Annotated in this window: 15 protein-coding genes; 10 read left to right on the forward strand and 5 right to left on the reverse strand. The window is 51.1% G+C overall.

Annotated features, from left to right (window positions below):
• Nucleotides 1-30: 30 nt before the first annotated feature.
• Both ACN0R8_RS02640 and ACN0R8_RS02645 read right to left on the reverse strand, forming a co-directional pair.
• The gene (locus ACN0R8_RS02640) at nucleotides 31-1,548 is read right to left on the reverse strand and encodes an aldehyde dehydrogenase (NADP(+)) (RefSeq protein WP_417594796.1); all 1,518 of its coding nucleotides are present in this window, start codon (nucleotides 1,546-1,548) and stop codon (nucleotides 31-33) included.
• Nucleotides 1,549-1,892: 344 nt separating this feature from the next.
• The gene (locus ACN0R8_RS02645; RefSeq protein WP_417594798.1) at nucleotides 1,893-2,579 is read right to left on the reverse strand and encodes a GntR family transcriptional regulator; all 687 of its coding nucleotides are present in this window, start codon (nucleotides 2,577-2,579) and stop codon (nucleotides 1,893-1,895) included.
• Between the two features lie 520 nt (nucleotides 2,580-3,099).
• Here ACN0R8_RS02645 and ACN0R8_RS02650 point away from each other — a divergent pair.
• From ACN0R8_RS02650 to ACN0R8_RS02685, 8 genes are all read left to right on the forward strand, one after another.
• Nucleotides 3,100-3,627: a DUF3305 domain-containing protein gene (locus ACN0R8_RS02650; protein WP_417594800.1), complete on the forward strand. Its 528-nt coding sequence runs from the start codon at nucleotides 3,100-3,102 to the stop codon at nucleotides 3,625-3,627.
• A complete protein-coding gene (locus ACN0R8_RS02655) occupies nucleotides 3,624-4,340 on the forward strand; it encodes a DUF3306 domain-containing protein (protein ID WP_417594802.1) in 717 nt (238 codons plus the stop codon). The genes ACN0R8_RS02650 and ACN0R8_RS02655 overlap by 4 nt, the downstream gene beginning before the upstream one ends.
• 469 nt (nucleotides 4,341-4,809) lie before the next feature.
• A complete protein-coding gene (locus tag ACN0R8_RS02660; RefSeq protein ID WP_417594804.1) occupies nucleotides 4,810-6,636 on the forward strand; it encodes a 4Fe-4S binding protein in 1,827 nt (608 codons plus the stop codon).
• A 12-nt stretch (nucleotides 6,637-6,648) separates the two neighbouring features.
• Nucleotides 6,649-7,299, forward strand: coding sequence for a TorD/DmsD family molecular chaperone (locus tag ACN0R8_RS02665; protein ID WP_417594806.1), 651 nt, complete (start codon nucleotides 6,649-6,651; stop codon nucleotides 7,297-7,299).
• Between the two features lie 213 nt (nucleotides 7,300-7,512).
• Nucleotides 7,513-7,758 (forward strand): twin-arginine translocation signal domain-containing protein, encoded by a 246-nt coding sequence (locus tag ACN0R8_RS02670; protein WP_417594808.1) that lies wholly within the window; start codon nucleotides 7,513-7,515, stop codon nucleotides 7,756-7,758.
• Nucleotides 7,759-7,776: 18 nt separating this feature from the next.
• Nucleotides 7,777-10,641 carry a formate dehydrogenase subunit alpha gene (locus tag ACN0R8_RS02675; RefSeq protein WP_417594810.1) on the forward strand — a complete coding sequence of 955 codons (2,865 nt, stop codon included), beginning with the start codon at nucleotides 7,777-7,779 and terminating at the stop codon, nucleotides 10,639-10,641.
• Nucleotides 10,642-10,721: 80 nt separating this feature from the next.
• A complete protein-coding gene (fdh3B, locus tag ACN0R8_RS02680; protein ID WP_417594812.1) occupies nucleotides 10,722-11,405 on the forward strand; it encodes a formate dehydrogenase FDH3 subunit beta in 684 nt (227 codons plus the stop codon).
• A gap of 74 nt (nucleotides 11,406-11,479) precedes the next feature.
• On the forward strand, nucleotides 11,480-12,532 hold the full coding sequence (locus tag ACN0R8_RS02685; protein ID WP_417594814.1) for a formate dehydrogenase subunit gamma: 1,053 nt from the start codon (nucleotides 11,480-11,482) through the stop codon (nucleotides 12,530-12,532).
• Between the two features lie 119 nt (nucleotides 12,533-12,651).
• Here ACN0R8_RS02685 and ACN0R8_RS02690 read toward each other — a convergent pair whose 3' ends face one another.
• Nucleotides 12,652-13,218, reverse strand: coding sequence for a GNAT family N-acetyltransferase (locus ACN0R8_RS02690; RefSeq protein ID WP_417594816.1), 567 nt, complete (start codon nucleotides 13,216-13,218; stop codon nucleotides 12,652-12,654).
• 253 nt (nucleotides 13,219-13,471) lie between these two features.
• Here ACN0R8_RS02690 and ACN0R8_RS02695 point away from each other — a divergent pair, with 253 nt between their 5' ends.
• Nucleotides 13,472-15,355 carry a methyl-accepting chemotaxis protein gene (locus ACN0R8_RS02695; RefSeq protein ID WP_417594818.1) on the forward strand — a complete coding sequence of 628 codons (1,884 nt, stop codon included), beginning with the start codon at nucleotides 13,472-13,474 and terminating at the stop codon, nucleotides 15,353-15,355.
• A 139-nt stretch (nucleotides 15,356-15,494) separates the two neighbouring features.
• A complete protein-coding gene (locus ACN0R8_RS02700) occupies nucleotides 15,495-16,598 on the forward strand; it encodes a PLP-dependent aminotransferase family protein (RefSeq protein ID WP_417594820.1) in 1,104 nt (367 codons plus the stop codon).
• Nucleotides 16,599-16,787: 189 nt separating this feature from the next.
• On the opposite strand, the gene ACN0R8_RS02705 is transcribed toward ACN0R8_RS02700, so the two are convergent.
• Entirely contained in the window at nucleotides 16,788-17,258 is a 471-nt protein-coding gene (locus ACN0R8_RS02705) for a Dps family protein (protein WP_417595178.1), read from the reverse strand.
• A gap of 153 nt (nucleotides 17,259-17,411) precedes the next feature.
• The gene (locus ACN0R8_RS02710; protein WP_417594822.1) at nucleotides 17,412-17,873 is read right to left on the reverse strand and encodes a hypothetical protein; all 462 of its coding nucleotides are present in this window, start codon (nucleotides 17,871-17,873) and stop codon (nucleotides 17,412-17,414) included.
• Between the last annotated feature and the right edge of the window lie 151 nt (nucleotides 17,874-18,024).

The raw sequence follows: 18,024 nt of genomic DNA on the forward strand, positions 1-18,024 counted from the left end.
AGCCGTTCACAACACCTGTCAATAAAACGGTTACAGGTTCAGATCATCAGGCAATAACGCCGCCGGAAGATCCTGATAACAGACCGGACGCAGGAAGCGACGGATCGACAAAGTACCCACCGAGGTCGCACCAAAATTGGTAGACGCCGGATAAGGGCCGCCATGAACCATGCTATCGCAGACTTCAACGCCCGTCGGGAAACCGTTTGCCAATACACGGCCCGCTTTGCGTTCCAGAACCGGCATCAGCTCCCGTCCCAGCTGAGTATCCGCCTCATCAAGGTGTAACGTACATGTTAGCTGTCCCTGCAGGTTCTTCGCAATTTCAAGCATCTGTGCATCCGAGTCAACCGTCACCACAACACCTAAAGGCCCGAAGACCTCTTCTGCCAGAGCCTCATTCGCCAGCCAATGACTGCCTGTGGTGGCAAACAGATACGGCGTGGCATCGCGCTGATCACATTGTGTCATCAGAACTTCCTGCACTCCTGTCGTCGCCGAAATACGCTTCTGCCCGGCTCGATAAGCCTCAGCAATACCATCCGTCAGCATCGTCTGAGCCGGTACTTTTTCCAGTGCCGAACGGGCGGTTTCCAGAAAACGATCCGCTGCATCGCCTTTTTTCAGAACAGCAATACCAGGGTTAGTACAGAACTGGCCCGCCCCCATGGTCAGAGACTGAACCCAGCCATTTGCCAAGGCATCACCACGGGCAGTAACCGCCTCAGGCAGAAGAAACATTGGATTTACCGAACCCAGCTCACCAAAGAAAGGAATAGGCTCAGGACGGGCGGCACACAGGTCAAACAGTGCACGACCACCGGTAAGCGAACCTGTAAAACCAACAGCTTTAATCAATGGATGCTGAACCAGTGCTGAACCCACAGCCCGGTCACCCCCTTGAATCAGACTGAAAACACCCGGATGAATCCCACATTGTTCAACGGCAGCTGCAACAGCTTCAGCAACAATTTCTCCGGTTCCGGGGTGCGCACTGTGACCTTTAACGACTACAGGGCAGCCTGCCGCCAGAGCTGCAGCCGTATCACCACCCGCAGTGGAGAAAGCCAATGGAAAGTTTGAAGCACCAAAAACCGCTACAGGGCCGATAGGGCGCTGCATCATCTTCAGGTCGGAACGAGGCAGAGGTTCACGCTGAGGCATAGCCTGGTCATGGCGTTTATCCAGATAAGCCCCCTGCAGAATATGCTGAGCAAACAGCCGTAGCTGGCCCACAGTACGGCCCCGCTCTCCGATCAGGCGCGCCCCCGGCAGACCGGTTTCAGAGCAACCAATCTCGGTAATGGCATCCGCACGGGCATCAATCTCATCGGCAATGACGTTCAGAAAATGAGCACGGGTTTCACGACTGGTATATCCGTACTCAACAAAAGCCGCCTCTGCAGCTTCTGCGGCAGCGTTCACCAAATCGATTGATCCTGTACTAAAGCTATATGCTGGGCCCGATGCCGGCGACGAAAGAAACTGATCTTCTGACGCCAGCCACTGCCCGGCGATCAGGTGTTTACCATGGGGCTGAAAAGACATGGATTCACGCTCCTGTATATTGAGTTTTTGTTTTCATTCGCATTATAAATAATGAACACTTAATGGATATTGTATCCAATATCCTGAGCATAACAAGAACTACCTCTAATCCACAGAGATTCTTCCCGGGGATCAGTAACCATGCACGGAAAAATCAGAAACAAAGAATAAGAGAAAAAATAAAGAAAAGAGGAGTAAGAAGGAAAAGAGGTGAAAGAAGAAAGGGAGAAAACCTGATGTCCCGGTACTTACAAGACATCAGGTAAGCCTGCACTGTCGCTGGTTTTATAATCGCGCGAGGCAGTCAACAACCGAAAAAGACATGGCGCTGGATTGTGGGGTTACTACGAAGGCGCGTCTTCCACTGCCCGTTTAGCGGCTATTAATTCCAGCATCTGCAGCTTGGTATTTTCGATATGGGAGCGTAGCTTTTCAGCCGCTTCATCCACCAGCCCCTTTCGGGCCAGATCCAGTAATGCCTGGTGATCTTTCTCTGCATTGTCGGATTTGTTCAGCTCATCAATATGCATACCGACATAGCGGTTTGATTGCAGACTGACCCGCTCAAGCAGGGCTTTCGTCAATTCTCGGCCAGAAGCTTCGTACAGTTTGTTGTGGTACTCCTCATTCAGAGGCCCCCACTCAGCAACCTGCCCCGAAGCATAAGATGTATGCATGGCATTGAGGATTTCTTCACATTCTACAAAGTCCTGCTCGGTCATATTCGGAATAGAGCGACGGAACAGATCGACTTCAAGCAGTATACGGACATCAAAAATCTCAGCGATCTCCTCCAGGGTGTGCTTAGTGACCGTAGCGCCCCGGTTGTTCTGAAATACCACCAACCCTTCTGCATCCAACCGCTTCAAAGCCTCACGGATCGGCATACGGGATACATCGTATTCGTCAGCGAGCAACTCCTGTCGGATCAGCTCTCCTTCAACCAAATTACCGGAAAGAATCCGCTTGCGCAGATCGGCCACAATAACATCTGGTAAACTTTGACGAACAACAGCCCTCTTTTGAGCCACGTGACTCCCCTTAATTCATCCTGTGTACGCCGGAGATCAGAACCGTACCACTCCTAGCGAACAACAACCCAACATACATGTACATGGGATACAATATCCAAAATACAATTCCAATTTGCGGACATTATACCTACCTTAAGGCCGGATCGGTGAATTTTTAGGGTAAACTTCAGTCTAACATTAGGCCCTGCTGATCATCAGGAGATGTGATCAGGCATTTTGTTCAGAATTATCCTCCCTTTTCTCCCCCTCCTTTCCCGTTCTCTATGGCTCACTCCTTGCGTTAACAGATAGTCAGAAGCAAACTTTGTTTTTTCAAACCCGAATTTGCGATGAATACCGGATCAGCGTCTACCCTGAATAAACAGGGCCAAGACACATAACGGTGCCGGTAATACGGGTCAAACATACACAATCAATACTAATCAAACATACAATTAATACAGGCCAAACATACAATTAACTCTGGCTAAACATACAACCAATACTGATCAAATATACAGTAGAAAAGGATTTTCCTATGAAAGAGCAGAAGCAAAACAATGTACGCCTTTTAGGCATAGAACTGTCGCCACTTGAGCTGAGATCCGGTCGCTGGGTGCTGCATGAATGGCAGATCGACAACCTCTGGCCAGCCCCTGATCCGGAACCAGAGGAAGGACGACAAGAGTTGAGCAAAGATGGCAACCCTCTGACCTGGTTACCACTGGAACTGCATCGCGATGAGCGCAGCGCCTACAGATTTAATCTGAACTCCGTTGTTCCACACATCTTTGTCCTGTGTGATGACACCGAAGACGGAGAGTGGCTGCCGATGCAGATTACCGCCTGCCAGGATCTGGCCGCCTCCTGGCTGGATGGAGAGCAAAAGGTGCTGGAATACCCCATGCCTGAAGCCCTTCAATGCTGGATTGAAGCCTTCATTACCGAACATGGCGAGCTGATCGAAGTGAAGAAAAAGAAACGCTATGCCGGTGATAAAGCAGATAAGCGAACAGATAACAGAGAAAAACCAGCCGCATCAGAAAAAACAGGAGACCCACTGTGAGCGACAAAGGCCTATTCTCCCGCTGGGCAGCGCGCAAACAACAGGTACAACAGGAACAGGAGACCCTGAAAAAACAAGCATCAGAGCACTCTTTGGCCGACAGCACTGAGGCAACCACTGACGTTAATGCCGTACAGCCAACACCGGATTTATCCACCTCCGCCTCTAATGCACCTGCAGCCACAGAGCCAGCAGAAGCAGAGCCGCAGCTGACCGATGACGATATGCCCGATGTGGAAGCCATTGACGGCAACAGCAATGTCAGTGCCTTTTTCAGTGAAGGGGTGAGTGAAAAACTACGTAAGCAAGCATTGAAAGCGATGTTTCTGAAACCTGAGTTTAATATCCGTGATGGTATGGACGATTACGACCTGGATTATACCGATGCACCGGAATTAACCGCAGATGTCGTAGCAGGGCTACGCCAGTGGTTTAACAATAAAGATCCGCTTGAATCTGAAAACGCTGCCGTGCAGAACGAAGAACAGGAAACCCAAGCCAGTACCGGCGTTGACGAAAACGTGAACACTCCGAACACTCAGGAAGAAGCAGGCACAAAAGAGATGCCACAAAATGCCACGGCAGAATCAGCCACCGAAAATGCCGAAGACAAGATAGCAAAAGAAAAACCTGAGCCAGATCAAAATCAAACAGACCTTGCGTCAGATAAGGCGACATCAGCGGATTCTGCTCCTGAGAACCCTTTAGCATAAAGGTTGAAAAAAGCCGGGACAGCTTGACCTAGACGTCAACCCAGCCACAAACAAGTTAGACTAAAGTATAAAAACCATTATAAAACAGCGTGATAGCGGGCCAAAAGGGGCTCAAAACCTGTATCAGCGCTGCAATATCCAGAATAAAAAAAGGGACAAAATGGGGCAATTTCCAAAAACACCCACCCATAAAGGACAAAATGTCCCAGCAGAGCACGAAACAACTTAACCAAACAGAGCAAAGCAGAACCAAGCGCTTTTTGTTTTCGGGATTCCGGGTCTGGCACTTGCTGTAGCAAGAGATGATAAACCTGAAAAAAGAATGCTGACCCCGTCATTCCAACAATAAGAAAACATGGCCAAGATAGGTCTCCGCTTTGCTCAGCTCTTCTGTAGCGCCTGAAACCGAACGTGATACGGATTCAGACTAAAAACCGCCAGAAGATAAAACAGCGGATGAGGATAGATAATGACAGCTCCGTTCACTGAACAGCAGCGCCAACAACACCGACAGAACCACCAAGCACGCATTAGCGCACTTGGGGCCTTGTCACGACCACAGAATCTTGCGGCCCCCTCCGTTAGCTACGAGGCGGGAGGCCACCTGTTGATCATAGGTGCCGATGATCTGACCCGTTTGGCTGCCTGTGAACTTTTGACTCAGTCAGAAACCGGAGTCATCAGCATCAAAGCAGACTCAGGTGTACAGTCCATCAGTCTGTTGATCACAGATGCCGTACAAAATCCCGGTAATGAAGCCCTTGAACAAGCCTTAACCAAAACAGAAATGCTGCCGGTCGCCTATGGCAAGCTGAACGAATTGAACGGCTATCTGGGCGAGTTTCAGGCATGGATCAAACCAACTTCTACTGACTCAGCCAATACACTTAACCGTGCCAGTACAGACAGCATTGACGCGATGGATCTGGCTCCGGCACTGATCCACCGCAGTCACTTTGATCTGGTTCTGGATCTGGGCCGTGAGCCGGCCCTGAGTCAGGAACTCTCCCCTCCGGGCTATTTTACCGTAGGCAACGATAGCCACCTCAGTCTGTCAGCGGTTCTGGCAGAACTGCCGAATTATGACGGTGAGTTTGAGAAGCCGCTGTACTTCCGTATCAACAATGATATTTGCGCTCACGCCGGTCGCGGCAAAACCGGCTGCACCCGCTGCCTGGATGTTTGCCCGGCGGATGCGATCTCCAGCATCAACAGCCAGATCGAAGTGGACTCTTACCTTTGCCACGGTGCAGGCAGCTGCTCTACCGCCTGCCCCACTGGTGCCATCAGTTACGGTATGCCAAAAGCGGAGATGATGGCGGACTACCTGACCCGCCTGCTTGCCCACTACCGCGAACAGGGCGGTGAGCAACCGGTTATTATGTTCCATGCGGATGAACAGGAAGTGACCACTGATCAGCTGGCCTCAAACATTATTCCGGTTGCGTTAGAAGAGATCGCCACCGTGGGTATGGAGCTTTGGATGCACGCCTTTAATGAAGGCGTATCCCGCATCATCTTCCTGACATCAGACAGTGATGAACATCGCACGCCTATCAGCCTGATTCAGCTGCTGGAACGTGAAACTAAGCTGGGCAATCAGATTCTGGCAGCGATGGGTTATGGCAATAACAGCCTAAGCCTGTGCGGCGAGATCACCGGGTTAACCGAAGAAAAACAGGCAGCCACTGAAGCAAACGGCATTCAGGTGGCGTCAGCTCCGGCAACAGCTTATCAGACAGAAACTTTCGCTGAAGCACCGTCAAAACGTCAGCGCCTGATCCATAATATTAACCGTCTGCAGCAGATGGCTCCCGCTGGCAGTGAAAAAGCAGAACAGATCCTAATGCCAGCCAGCGCACCGTTTGGCCAGGTCAGTATCGACAGTGATGCCTGTACCCTCTGCTTCTCCTGCGCCAACATCTGCCCGACCAACGCACTGCAAACCGGTAAAGAAGCGCCTGCTATTCTGCTTACCGAGATGGACTGTGTTCAGTGCGGCCTGTGTGAAAGTGCCTGTCCTGAAAATGCCATCAGCCGTGAGCAGCGCTTTATCTTTAACACCGACCTGCGGGACAACCCGCGCACACTGCACAAAGATGAAGCCTTCTGCTGTCTGGATTGCGGCAAGCCATTCGCCCCAACCAGCACGGTCAACAAGATGAAAGAGAAACTGAAAGGCCACGCCATGTTCGCTGGAGAGGCATTACGCCGACTGGAGCTTTGCGAAGATTGCCGTGTAAAAGATATCTACCGCGGTTTAGCGGCTGATCCACAAGCTCAGCTGAATCTATAAGGGAGAGATATCATGACGACTGAACAGAATCAGGCCATCGCACAGACAAACATCAGTGAACCTGCAATTGGGGAACATGACCTGATGCGGGCCGACATCTACAACCTGCTCGCCGCCCTGCTACGCAGCGTGCCCAGCCCGGAGATGGTCCAGTGGCTGAAAGAGCTGGAAACCGACCAGCATGACGGCTCTGATATGGGTAAAGCCTGGAGTGGCCTGCAGTTAGCGGCCCGCCATGCTCAGACTGAACAACTGGAAGACGAGTACCAGCAGCTCTTTATCGGCCTGGGCCGTGGTGAGCTGGTGCCATACGGTTCCTGGTATCTGACCGGCTCTCTGATGGAAACGCCGCTGGCGATTCTGCGACAGGACTTGAAACTCCTGGGGTTTGAGCGGGAAGAGCGCGTTAAAGAGCCGGAAGATCATGCTGCAGCTCTGTTTGAAGTGATGGCTTTTCTGATTATGAGCGGCAGTGGCAGCACGACCCAGAAAAGCTTTTACGAACGCCATCTGGCGGAATGGATCGGGCGCTTCTTCCGGGATCTTCAGCAAGCAGAGTCTGCCGTGTTTTACAGCAGCATCGGCACCCTGGGCCGGGCTTTTACCGATTTTGAAACCGACAGCATGGCCGCCATTAAAGAACAGGCGATTGAGCTGCAATAGTAGCGCTTTACCAGAAAATCAGAAACTGCACGAATCTATAGAAGGTGCCGGTTTCAGAATTGCACCAAATTCCGGCTGCAGGAATTCAGTCCTTCAGCCCGATTGAAATACAGACAGGGCCAACGGCCCGGCAACCGTGAAAAATAAGTTCCTTTAAAGGAACAGCAGGTCAGCATCAGCCTGATCCTGTGATAAGGCAACGAGGAGAACACAATGAGTGAAAATAATAATAAGGTCACGTCACCACCGGATCAGACCGATGGCCTGCAACATGCAGGCCGCCGTCAGTTTTTAAAGACTCTGGCCACAGGTAGTGCCGTAGCCGGTGTTGCAGCTGTGACCGCTTCTCAGGCCATCGCTGCAGCCTCCCCTGACACCGATCAGCAGCCTGCCACAGAAGAGCAAAACGGCTATCGTGAAACGGATCATATCCGCACTTTCTACGACACTCTGCGCTAACGGACCGGAGAACAGCATATGAAACTGACCAAGAAAAACGCCAATGGCGCAGGCAAGGCAGACAGTAAAGGTCTCGGCCTGAGCCGTCGTACCTTCCTGAAAAACACAGGTATTACTACCGGTGGTCTGGCTGCAGCAGGTTTTATGGGCAACGGCATGATTCGCCAGGCTGAAGCCAAAACCGAAGCTATTTCACCGGATGTACCCAAAGAAGTTAAGCGCACGATCTGCTCTCACTGCTCTGTGGGTTGTGGTGTTTATGCGGAAGTACAGAACGGCGTCTGGACCTATCAGGAACCGGCTTTTGATCACCCGTTCAACCGCGGTGCCCACTGCGCTAAAGGCGCTTCTTTGCGTGAGCACGGCCATGGTGAACGTCGTCTGAAATACCCGATGAAACTGGTCAATGGCAAGTGGCAGAAAGTCAGTTGGGAAACAGCCATTGATGAGATCGGTGACAAAGTTCAGCAGATCCGCCAGGAATCCGGCCCTGACTCTGTTTATTGGCTGGGCTCGGCAAAACACAGCAATGAACAGGCATACCTGTTCCGCAAGTTTGCCTCACTCTGGGGAACCAACAACGTAGATCACCAGGCACGTATCTGTCACTCCACAACCGTATCCGGTGTCGCCAACACCTGGGGCTACGGTGCGATGACCAACTCTTTCAACGATATGCATAACTGCAAATCGGTGATCCTGATCGGTTCTAACCCCTCTGAAGCACACCCGGTTGCCATGCAGCATGTCTTGCTGGCTAAAGAGCGCAACAACGCCAAAATTATCGTGGTTGATCCCCGCTTTACCCGTACTGCAGCCAAAGCCAACGAATACGTCCGTATTCGCCCGGGCTCAGATGTGGCTTATGTTTGGGGTCTGTTGTGGCATATCTTTGAAAATGGCTGGGAAGATAAAGAGTTTATCCGCCAGCGTGTTTACGGTATGGACGAAGTGCGCCAGGAAGTTGCCAACTGGACACCGGCTGAAGTTGAGAATGTTACCGGTGTTGGCGAAGAGCAGATGCGCAAAGTTGCCAAAATGCTGGCCACCAACCGCCCCGGCTCTATTGTCTGGTGTATGGGCGGAACCCAGCACACCACCGGCAGTAACAATACCCGCGCCTACTGCATTCTGATGCTGGCCTTGGGTAACATGGGTGTTAGCGGCGGCGGTGCCAATATTTTCCGTGGTCACGATAACGTGCAAGGTGCAACAGACCTTGGCGTACTGTCTCACACACTGCCAGGCTACTACGGTCTTGCAGCCGGAGCCTGGAAGCACTGGGCCGGCGTCTGGGACCTTGATCTGGAGTGGATCAAAAGTCGTTTTGATCAGGGTAAGTACCGCGGCAAACAGCCGATGCACAACTCCGGTATTCCGGTATCACGCTGGGTAGACGGCGTACTGGAAAACAAAGACCAGATCGAACAAAAAGATAACATCCGCGCCATGTTCTACTGGGGTCACGCCGTAAACTCCCAGACCCGTGGCGTTGAGATGAAAAAAGCGATGGAGAAGCTGGATATGATGGTCATCGTTGACCCTTATCCAACCCACGCGGCGGTCATGCATGACCGTAAAGATGGTGTTTATCTGTTACCGGCCTGTACTCAGTTTGAGACCTATGGTTCTGTAACGGCATCAAACCGCTCTATTCAATGGCGGGATCAGGTGATTGAACCTCTGTTTGAGTCAAAAACAGACCATGAAATCATGTATCGCTTTGCTAAGAAGCTTGGTTTTGCTGATCAGCTGTTCAAGAAGATTCGGGTTGAAAACAATATTCCGGTGATTGAAGACATCACCCGTGAGTTTAACAGCGGCATGTGGACCATTGGTTACAGCGCCCAGAGCCCTGAACGTCTGAAAGACCACCAGAAAAACTGGCACACATTCGACTTTGAAACACTCAAAGCAGACGGTGGCGCAGCAGATGGTGACTTCTACGGAATGCCTTGGCCGTGCTGGGGTACTCCTGAGATGAGGCACCCAGGTACGCCATTACTCTACGACACAAGCAAGCCTGTTGCGGAAGGTGGTCTGAATTTCCGCGCCCGCTTTGGTGTGGAGCGTGATGGTGTCAGTCTTCTGGCAGAGGACTCCTACCCTGTTGGTGCAGATATCAAAGATGGCCACCCGGAGTTCAGCGATAAGCTGCTAAAACAGCTGGGCTGGTGGGATGAACTGACCCCGGAAGAGAAAAAAGCAGCCGAGGGCAAAAACTGGAAAACCGACCTTTCCGGCGGTATTCAGCGTGTTGCCATTAAACACGGTTGCGCACCCTTTGGTAACGCTAAAGCCCGTGCTGTGGTCTGGACCTTCCCGGATAAAGTACCTCTGCACCGTGAACCTCTGTACACACCACGCCGCGACCTGCTCAGCAAGTACGCTACCTGGAAAGATGTGCAGTCTCACTACCGCCTGCCGACCCTGTATGAGTCCATTCAGAAACAGGATTTCTCCAAGGAGTATCCGATTATCCTGACCTCCGGCCGTCTGGTGGAATATGAAGGGGGTGGTGAAGAGACCCGCTCTAACCCATGGCTGGCAGAACTGCAGCAGGAGATGTTTGCTGAGATCAACCCATACGACGCCAACAATCTTAACGTGCGCGATGGCGCAGATGTTTGGGTAGAAGGTGCTGAAGGTGGTCGTATCAAGGTGAAAGCTATGGTAACCCGCCGTGTCGATCGCGGGGTGGTCTTTATTCCATTCCACTTCGGCGGCAAGTTCCAGGGCAAAGACCTGACCGACAAATACCCTCAGGGTTCCGCACCGTATGTTGTGGGTGAAGCGGCCAATACCGCCACCACATACGGTTACGATAGCGTGACACAGATGCAGGAAACTAAAGTAACCCTGTGTAAAGTGACGCCCGCTTAAACCCTGTAGCGCAGCGGAATCGCCCATAGGCATTCCGCTGGAACCACCTGAGAGGCAACGCCTCCGTAAGGAAAAGAATCATGGCTAAAATGAAGTTCCTATGTGACTCCGAGCGCTGCATTGAGTGCAACGGCTGTGTCACCGCCTGTAAAAATGCAAATGAAACCGAATGGGGCATCCAGCGCCGCCGGGTAGTAACACTTGACGATGGCGAGCCTTCAGAAACCTCCATCTCTGTGGCCTGTATGCACTGTACTGACGCGCCTTGTATGGCGGTCTGCCCAACGGACTGTTTCTATCAGACCGATGATGGCATCGTCCTGCACGACAAAGACCTGTGTATCGGATGTGGCTACTGCCTGTTTGCCTGCCCCTTTGGTGCGCCTCAGTTCCCTCAAGAGGAAGCATTCGGTGAGCGTGGCAAGATGGATAAATGCACCTTCTGTGCCGGCGGCCCTGAAGATGACCCCATTGTTGAGAAAGAAAAGTACGGCGCTAACCGTATCGCCCAGGGCAAACTACCCCTGTGTGCCGAGATGTGTTCAACCAAAGCGTTGTTAGCCGGTGACGCTCAGGTTGTTTCCGATATCTTCCGTGAGCGTGTGGTCTACCGTGGCCATAAAGATGGTGCCTGGTCTTCTCTGGAAGGTAGCAGCGCCCCCGGCGAAATGAGCCCGGAAGAGATGGCGGTTCGTGCCGAAGCGTTCGCAACGGATGCCACCTTTGCCAGCAACAACACCAGCGATATCATCGCTAAAGCCTGACCGGTTTAACCCTTAGCTGTCGGATGTTCGGCAGCTGAGGGTTAGTTCAGGTGTTTGACTATGAGTTGGATCTTATGAACATAAATACGACACACACAGGCTTCACCGTTAACGGTGAACACTCAGAGGGATCAACCCCCGTGCAGCGCCTGAAGATGGTCGCCCTCAGCCTACTGACGCTGCTCTGCCTGACCCTGAGCAGCGGCCTCTGGGCTGCAGAAGAGCCCTCTGATGCGGAAAACCGCGTTAAAGGAAACTTCGCCGGGGCCGGATACTGGCGGGAAGTCTCTGATGGCACCGAAGGCTACACCACCTCAAAGGGGCGTGAGCACGGCCAGCTGATCAATGTTAGCGGTGAAACCTGGCGCCAATGGCGCAACCGCTGGGTCAGTCCCGGTGGTCTGATTGCCATTGGTGGCAGTATTTCGGCACTGCTTCTGGCCTATCTTATTCTGGGCCCTATGCGCTTGGATAAGCCACGTACCGGCAGAAAGATTGAGCGCTGGAATCCCACGGACCGTGCTTTGCATTGGTTTGTTGCCATTACTTTTCTGGCACTGGCGTTCAGCGGCATCCTGATTATGTACGGTAAGCACTTTATTCCCGATCTGTTCGGTTACAGTTTCTGGAAAGGCACCATCGCCTTCTGCAAACTGGTGCATAATTATATCGGCCCGATTTTCTCTGTCGGCCTGATTGTAATGTTGCTCCGTTGGCTGAAAAACAACTTTTTCACTAAAACTGATATCATCTGGTTTCTGCAGGGTGGCGGCCTGATCGGCAATAAGCACCCCAGCGCGGGCTTTATGAATGGTGGTGAAAAAGGTTGGTACTGGGCGCTATTCTTTATCGGCTCAGCCGTTGTTGCCAGCGGTTTTGTGCTTGATTTCCCGATCTTTGGTCAGGTGCGGGACACCATGCAATGGGCTAACCTGATTCACGGTGGTGCCTCGTTGCTTCTGTTTGCTATCTCTCTGGGGCATATCTATATCGGCACCGTTGGTGCGGAGGGTGCACTGGAAGGTATGAAAACCGGTTACGTTGATGAAACATGGGCCAAGCAGCACCATGATCTCTGGTATGAAGATGTAAAAGATCAGATCGTGGATGAGAAAGACGTGCGCTAACCCACTCTTTTTCAAAGCAGCGTTGCCACAGCATAAATCCCTGTGGTTAAAACATAAAAAGAGGAGCCTTGGCTCCTCTTTTTATCGGTTTATCGGTAGTTTATACGCAGCAATACCTGTTAGTGATGTCCACCGGAGCCCACCTCTGAAACCTGACTCAGATTAAGCTTCATTGGCTGATAGACCAGGCCACCGGATTCATCCACATCACCATTGAGTTCAAAACCGAAACGCTGATAAGCGGCCACCGATGTTAAAGAAGCGTTCACCGTAACGATCTCACCCTGCAGATGGACAAACACAGCCTCCAGTAACTTCCGCCCCACACCCTGCCTCTGAAATTCAGGCGCAATAAAAAAAACAGCGATATGCCGGTGTTCTTTCAGTTCAATAAAACCCACCGGACAGCGGCCAGCCAAAGCCACAAACATCAGATGCCCTTTTCTCATGCGCTCTTTAAAAGCCTTGGGCGTAATCACCCCCGCAAAGGTTTTCGCGCCTTCCGCTGACAAATCTTTCGCAACAGAATGCTGAAATGAGCGCCAGCATACGCGGCGAATTGCCCTCAGATCCCGTCTAAGCACAGGCCGAACCTTAATACCGGACGTTACCTCTGCCGGTTCACGCTGCCCTCTCAAAATTCGGGGCAGATTTGCCATAACCCCAGATAAATACTTGATCACCATCTGCACTCTCCCTGCTGGTGGTTCGGTCATAAAGCAAGTGACGGATCAATCCGGTGACAACGCTGAACGGCCTCTCTACCTGCGATAAAAAAAGCCCTAGGTTCGGGCATAAAACAGTCAATTGCACCAATTTATTGCACCTGAAAGCAAATATTTATCTGATGCATTTTGTAACCTTAAGTTAGGTGCTTTTTCCTGTGGTAAAGGGTAGTTTACTTTTTAATACTTTTTACTTACATGTAAGGATTCTTAAATGACATCGCTGTCCTTTAAAAGCAAGATGCTCCTCTCAACAATAAGTCTTTTACTGGTAAGCTGTGTGGTTCTTGCCCTTCTCTCGCTCACCCGACTGGTCACAGAGACCAGTGTTCAGATCGATGACCAACTGGGTATGACCTTGAACCAGGCTGAGTCTATGGTAGACGGCTGGCTGGACAGTAAAGCCGCCATTGTCAGCGCTGCATCACAGGCGCTACCTGCTGAAAAAGAAAAAGTCGGTGAATTTTTAACGCTCAGTCGTTCATCCGGTAATTTCGATCTGTTTTATCTGGGTACCGAGCAAGGGGATATGCTGCAATCTTATCCACCAGTTAACTTATCGCCGGACTACGACCCCAGAAAAAGACCCTGGTATCAGCAGGTAAAAAGAGAGGGCCGTGCCGTTGTAACGCCACCTTATCCCAGGGCCAGTACCGGTGAGTTAGTTGTCACATTGGCCGCTCCCATGAAAAACTCTTTAGGTGGCGTTGTTGCCGGCGACATCACCTTAACCAACCTGATTCAATCCCTTCTGAACCTCGATACCCGATGGCCTTCAGAGCTATGGCTTGTCGGTCAGGACAATCAACTTTTAGCGCACCCCAACTCTGATCTTATCATCCAGAAACAAAGCTACGATGATCTGTTAACCCAAACTGAATCCGGCATGGCAGGCCTGCAGCGGGTTGATTACCAGGGGGAGCAGTTCTTTATCAAAGAAGTCGAGTTGAAAAAAACCGGCTGGCGACTGATTCTTCTGGTAGAACGGGATGCAGCCCTTGCGCCTCTGTATAAACTGGCATGGCAGCTGACCATCAGCAGTATTCTAATTCTTCTGGTTGCAAGCGGCCTGGTCTATCTGATGGCACGCTATTTCAGTCAACCGCTCGTGCTTACAACCTCCGCACTGCACCGGCTTGCGGATGGTCATATAGACCAGCGGCTGGATATTACCAGCAAAGATGAGTTTGGCGAGATCAGTAGTGCATTCAACCAGTTGGCAGAAAAACTCCACGGCAGCATAGGCAATATATTCCGCTTAAGTCATCAATTACTGCAGGTTTCTGACTCTACAGCCCAACGGGCAGATAACGCTTTAAAAGATACTGTGGCGCAGCAGGAAGCGCTGTCGCAATTAACAGAAGCCATTGCTCAAATGTCCATGGCCAGTGGTGAAATTGCCAGAAATGCGGAGCAAACCGCAAGCTCCGCTGAACAGGCAGCCCAGGCCAGCGGATCAGGTCTTGCACTGGTAACCTCCAGTCAGTCAGCTATTAAAGCTCTCTCAGATCAAATACATGAGAACTCCGGCCAGCTCAGCACATTGGCTAAAACCGTTGCCGCTATTCGCAGCATTCTCTCGAAAATTAATGAGATCGCTGAACAAACCAACCTGTTAGCACTGAACGCAGCCATTGAAGCCGCACGGGCCGGTGAGCATGGTCGTGGCTTTGCCGTGGTTGCCGATGAGGTTCGCTCCCTGTCCCATAACACCCAATCAGCAACCCAGGAGATCCATACCCTAACCCAGGAGCTGGAGGTAGCAACCCAGAAAGCACTGGAAGATATGAACGCCAGTGAAGAAACCGCACAGGAAAGCACAGACCAGGCAGACAAAGCCAGTCAGCAGCTGGCGGTCATTACCGACGCGAACAACTACATCTGTGATATGACGGTTCAGACCGCAAGTGCTGTTGAAGAGCAACACGTGATGTCAAATGAGGTTAACCAGCACAGCCAGCACATCGCACAGTTAATTGATAACTCTGCCAAAGTGACGGAAGAGAACCACAAACAGGCCCTGCAACTGAAAAAAGAAAGCATCTCTTTACAGGAACAGCTGTCAGGCGCATTTAAGCTGGATTCAAAACTACTGTAACCGCAAGCCTATTCTGGCGGAACAAAACAGACCTTCTGGACGTATCACGGTTCAGAAGGTTTTTTTGCCAAATACCGGCGTTTGCTGTTGATAAATCGATAAGCTAAATTAGAGTCAGGTTTTTCGATGCGAGCGAATAATGACTGTTCAGGTTACACAGCCCAGCCACTTAATTGATTTAGCCGTGGGCCATCCCGCCCCCGACCTTTTACCCACTGATTTGATCCGCCCCCTCGTCGTTGAGCAGGAATATCTGGCTTATGGACAACAGGCTGGGGCAGATGCATTTCGGCAAAAGCTTTCAGCCTGGTTAACAGAGGATTACAGCCAGCCGGTCAGTGCGGAGGAGCTGCTGGTTACCAACGGCTCATCCAATGCACTGGATATGATTTGTTCACATCTGAGTCAGCCCGGCGCAACTATTCTGGTGGAAGACCCCAGCTACTTTATCGCCCTGAAACTGTTTAAAGCCCGAGGCTTTGAGGTGATCGCCCTGCCAATGGATGAAGAAGGTATCCAACCAGCGGCACTGGAGCAGGCAATTAAGGCGCATAATCCGGCATTTATCTACACCATTCCGGCCTTCCATAACCCCACCGGTATTACCCAATCGCACCAACGCCGGCAGGCACTGGTTAAACTCGCCAAAGACCATCATTGCCCACTGATCGCCGATGAGGTGTATCAGTCACTCTATTTTGGCGATAAACCACCAGCGCCCCTGGCCTGCTACGACAAATCAGCGCCCGTGATCTCTATCGGTTCATTTTCCAAGATTCTTGCCCCCGGATTACGCCTTGGCTGGATACAGGGCACCGGTGAAATATTCGACCAGCTAACAAACTCAGCACTACTGCAAAGTGGCGGCGGGTTGGCTCCGGTCACCTCTGCCCTTGTCGGCAGCTTACTGGCCAATGGTGAGTTTCAGAAGAACCTGACGTACCTGAGGCAAACCTATGCGGCCCGCTCAGAGGTTCTGTGTGAAGAGCTGGCATCCGTGTTTGGTGAGCAACTGCAATTTCATCAGCCCGACGGCGGCTACTTTCTATGGGCCAGCTTTATCGATGGCCGGGATCTCGCTACCAGCAGACAACAGGCTCAGGAAGCGGGCGTGAACTTCCTGCCGGGTAATTTCTGTTCCGCCAATGACAGGTTTCATTCCAGTATGCGTTTGTGTTTTGCCTGGTATGGGCAAGAAGCATTGAAAACCGCCTGTAAGCGACTGGGAAAAGTGTTTGCTTAGAAGCTCAGGCACGGCTCTAATCGGGAGGAGAACACAGAGCGTCGTTATATCCCCGCAAAGCTAAAACAGGGAAAGGGAAAGGGAAAAAGGGAAAAAGGGGAAAAGGGGAAAAGAGGAAAGAAAAAGCCTGCGGAGCAAGAGCACCGCAAGCTTTCGCAGAGATAACAGATCAGGTTCCGAAAAAACCCTTTATTTTCTGATAGCTCTCAGCATCCATGAGGTTTTTTCGTGGATGCGCATACGGTCAGAGACCAGTGCCGCCGTTGACTCATCATCCGCAGACTGTGCCAGTTTAAGAACCTCTCTTGACGTTCTCACGACCTGCTCATGACCCTTAGTTAACAGATCCACCATCTCTTGTGAGCTTGGGACGCCTTCAACCTCTTCAATAGAGCTCAGTTTTGAAAACTCTTTGTAGGTTCCCGGAGCGGCAACATCCAAAGTACGGATACGTTCCGCAATATCATCAACCGCAACAGCCAGCTCAGTGTAGTGCTCCTCGAACATTAAATGCAGTTCGCGAAACTGAGGGCCACTTACATTCCAGTGGAAATTATGCGTTTGCAAATAGAGCGTATATGAATCCGCTAAAAGGCGCTTCAGGCCTTCAGCAATCTTGAGCCTGTCTTCTGCATTAATGCCGATATCGATATCCGTCATACTTCTACCCTCATACATGGGTTGATTCAATGCCAGACCAAAAGTTTGATCATCCTGGCTCTCACCTACAACTTTACGTGAATTTGAAGGTATTTTTAAGCATTGACCGGAAATATAAAACAGCATCCTTTTAAGGCCGCCTGACAGCCTACCTTATGCCTCAGCGGTCTGATCTTTTCTGAACCGATAATGAAAAAACAGCGCAATAATCAATGACATACCAACATGTGATACAAAGGAAGACTGAGTATAAGCACCAAAGCCCATCATAAACTCACGGCCCATGGCCGGAGCCAGCATGCCCTGTGCAATAAACCACAAAATCAGCCCCGCAATAAAGCCCGACAAAATCGCCCGACCACGGAAAGCCTTATAGAACATTAAGGTAAACAGACCAAATCCCACGACTCCAATAAGCGCATGCAGACCGAAAGCCACAGCGTAAGAAGGCGTGACCCCGGCGAATTGTTTGAACAAACCGATAACAAGAAAGGCAGGCTGCAGCTTTGGGCCAAACAGAAAAGGTGAGATGAGCCAGGCATAGGCCTCAAAGGCAATTTGTGCGATCAGACCGCCCAGGATAGCGACTTTTATTTCACTTATAGTTAACTTCATCTAAAACATTCTCATAATAGGCAAACGTTCACCTTGGTGAACTTCACGGGGCTGTCAGAAAAATCTTAATTTGTAAGACTGACTCTTAGTTACGCCGGAAGTTATGCTAAAGATTCAGATTTTTTAATATTTTAAGTGTGCCGTAGGGGAA

Origin of the sequence: Oceanospirillum sp., assembly GCF_048265165.1 — a bacterium.
Taxonomy (GTDB): domain Bacteria; phylum Pseudomonadota; class Gammaproteobacteria; order Pseudomonadales; family Halomonadaceae; genus Oceanospirillum.

Excerpts from the sequence above, each read along its gene's own strand:
- ACN0R8_RS02665 (WP_417594806.1), top strand. The coding sequence starts at position 6,649 with ATGACGACTGAACAGAATCAGGCCATCGCACAGACAAACATCAGTGAA.
- ACN0R8_RS02685 (WP_417594814.1), top strand. The coding sequence starts at position 11,480 with ATGAACATAAATACGACACACACAGGCTTCACCGTTAACGGTGAACAC.
- ACN0R8_RS02640 (WP_417594796.1), bottom strand. The coding sequence starts at position 1,548 with ATGTCTTTTCAGCCCCATGGTAAACACCTGATCGCCGGGCAGTGGCTG.
- ACN0R8_RS02690 (WP_417594816.1), bottom strand. The coding sequence starts at position 13,218 with ATGGTGATCAAGTATTTATCTGGGGTTATGGCAAATCTGCCCCGAATT.
- ACN0R8_RS02675 (WP_417594810.1), top strand. The coding sequence starts at position 7,777 with ATGAAACTGACCAAGAAAAACGCCAATGGCGCAGGCAAGGCAGACAGT.
- ACN0R8_RS02660 (WP_417594804.1), top strand. The coding sequence starts at position 4,810 with ATGACAGCTCCGTTCACTGAACAGCAGCGCCAACAACACCGACAGAAC.
- ACN0R8_RS02670 (WP_417594808.1), top strand. The coding sequence starts at position 7,513 with ATGAGTGAAAATAATAATAAGGTCACGTCACCACCGGATCAGACCGAT.
- ACN0R8_RS02705 (WP_417595178.1), bottom strand. The coding sequence starts at position 17,258 with ATGACGGATATCGATATCGGCATTAATGCAGAAGACAGGCTCAAGATT.
- fdh3B (WP_417594812.1), top strand. The coding sequence starts at position 10,722 with ATGGCTAAAATGAAGTTCCTATGTGACTCCGAGCGCTGCATTGAGTGC.
- ACN0R8_RS02650 (WP_417594800.1), top strand. The coding sequence starts at position 3,100 with ATGAAAGAGCAGAAGCAAAACAATGTACGCCTTTTAGGCATAGAACTG.
- ACN0R8_RS02710 (WP_417594822.1), bottom strand. The coding sequence starts at position 17,873 with ATGAAGTTAACTATAAGTGAAATAAAAGTCGCTATCCTGGGCGGTCTG.
- ACN0R8_RS02700 (WP_417594820.1), top strand. The coding sequence starts at position 15,495 with ATGACTGTTCAGGTTACACAGCCCAGCCACTTAATTGATTTAGCCGTG.
- ACN0R8_RS02695 (WP_417594818.1), top strand. The coding sequence starts at position 13,472 with ATGACATCGCTGTCCTTTAAAAGCAAGATGCTCCTCTCAACAATAAGT.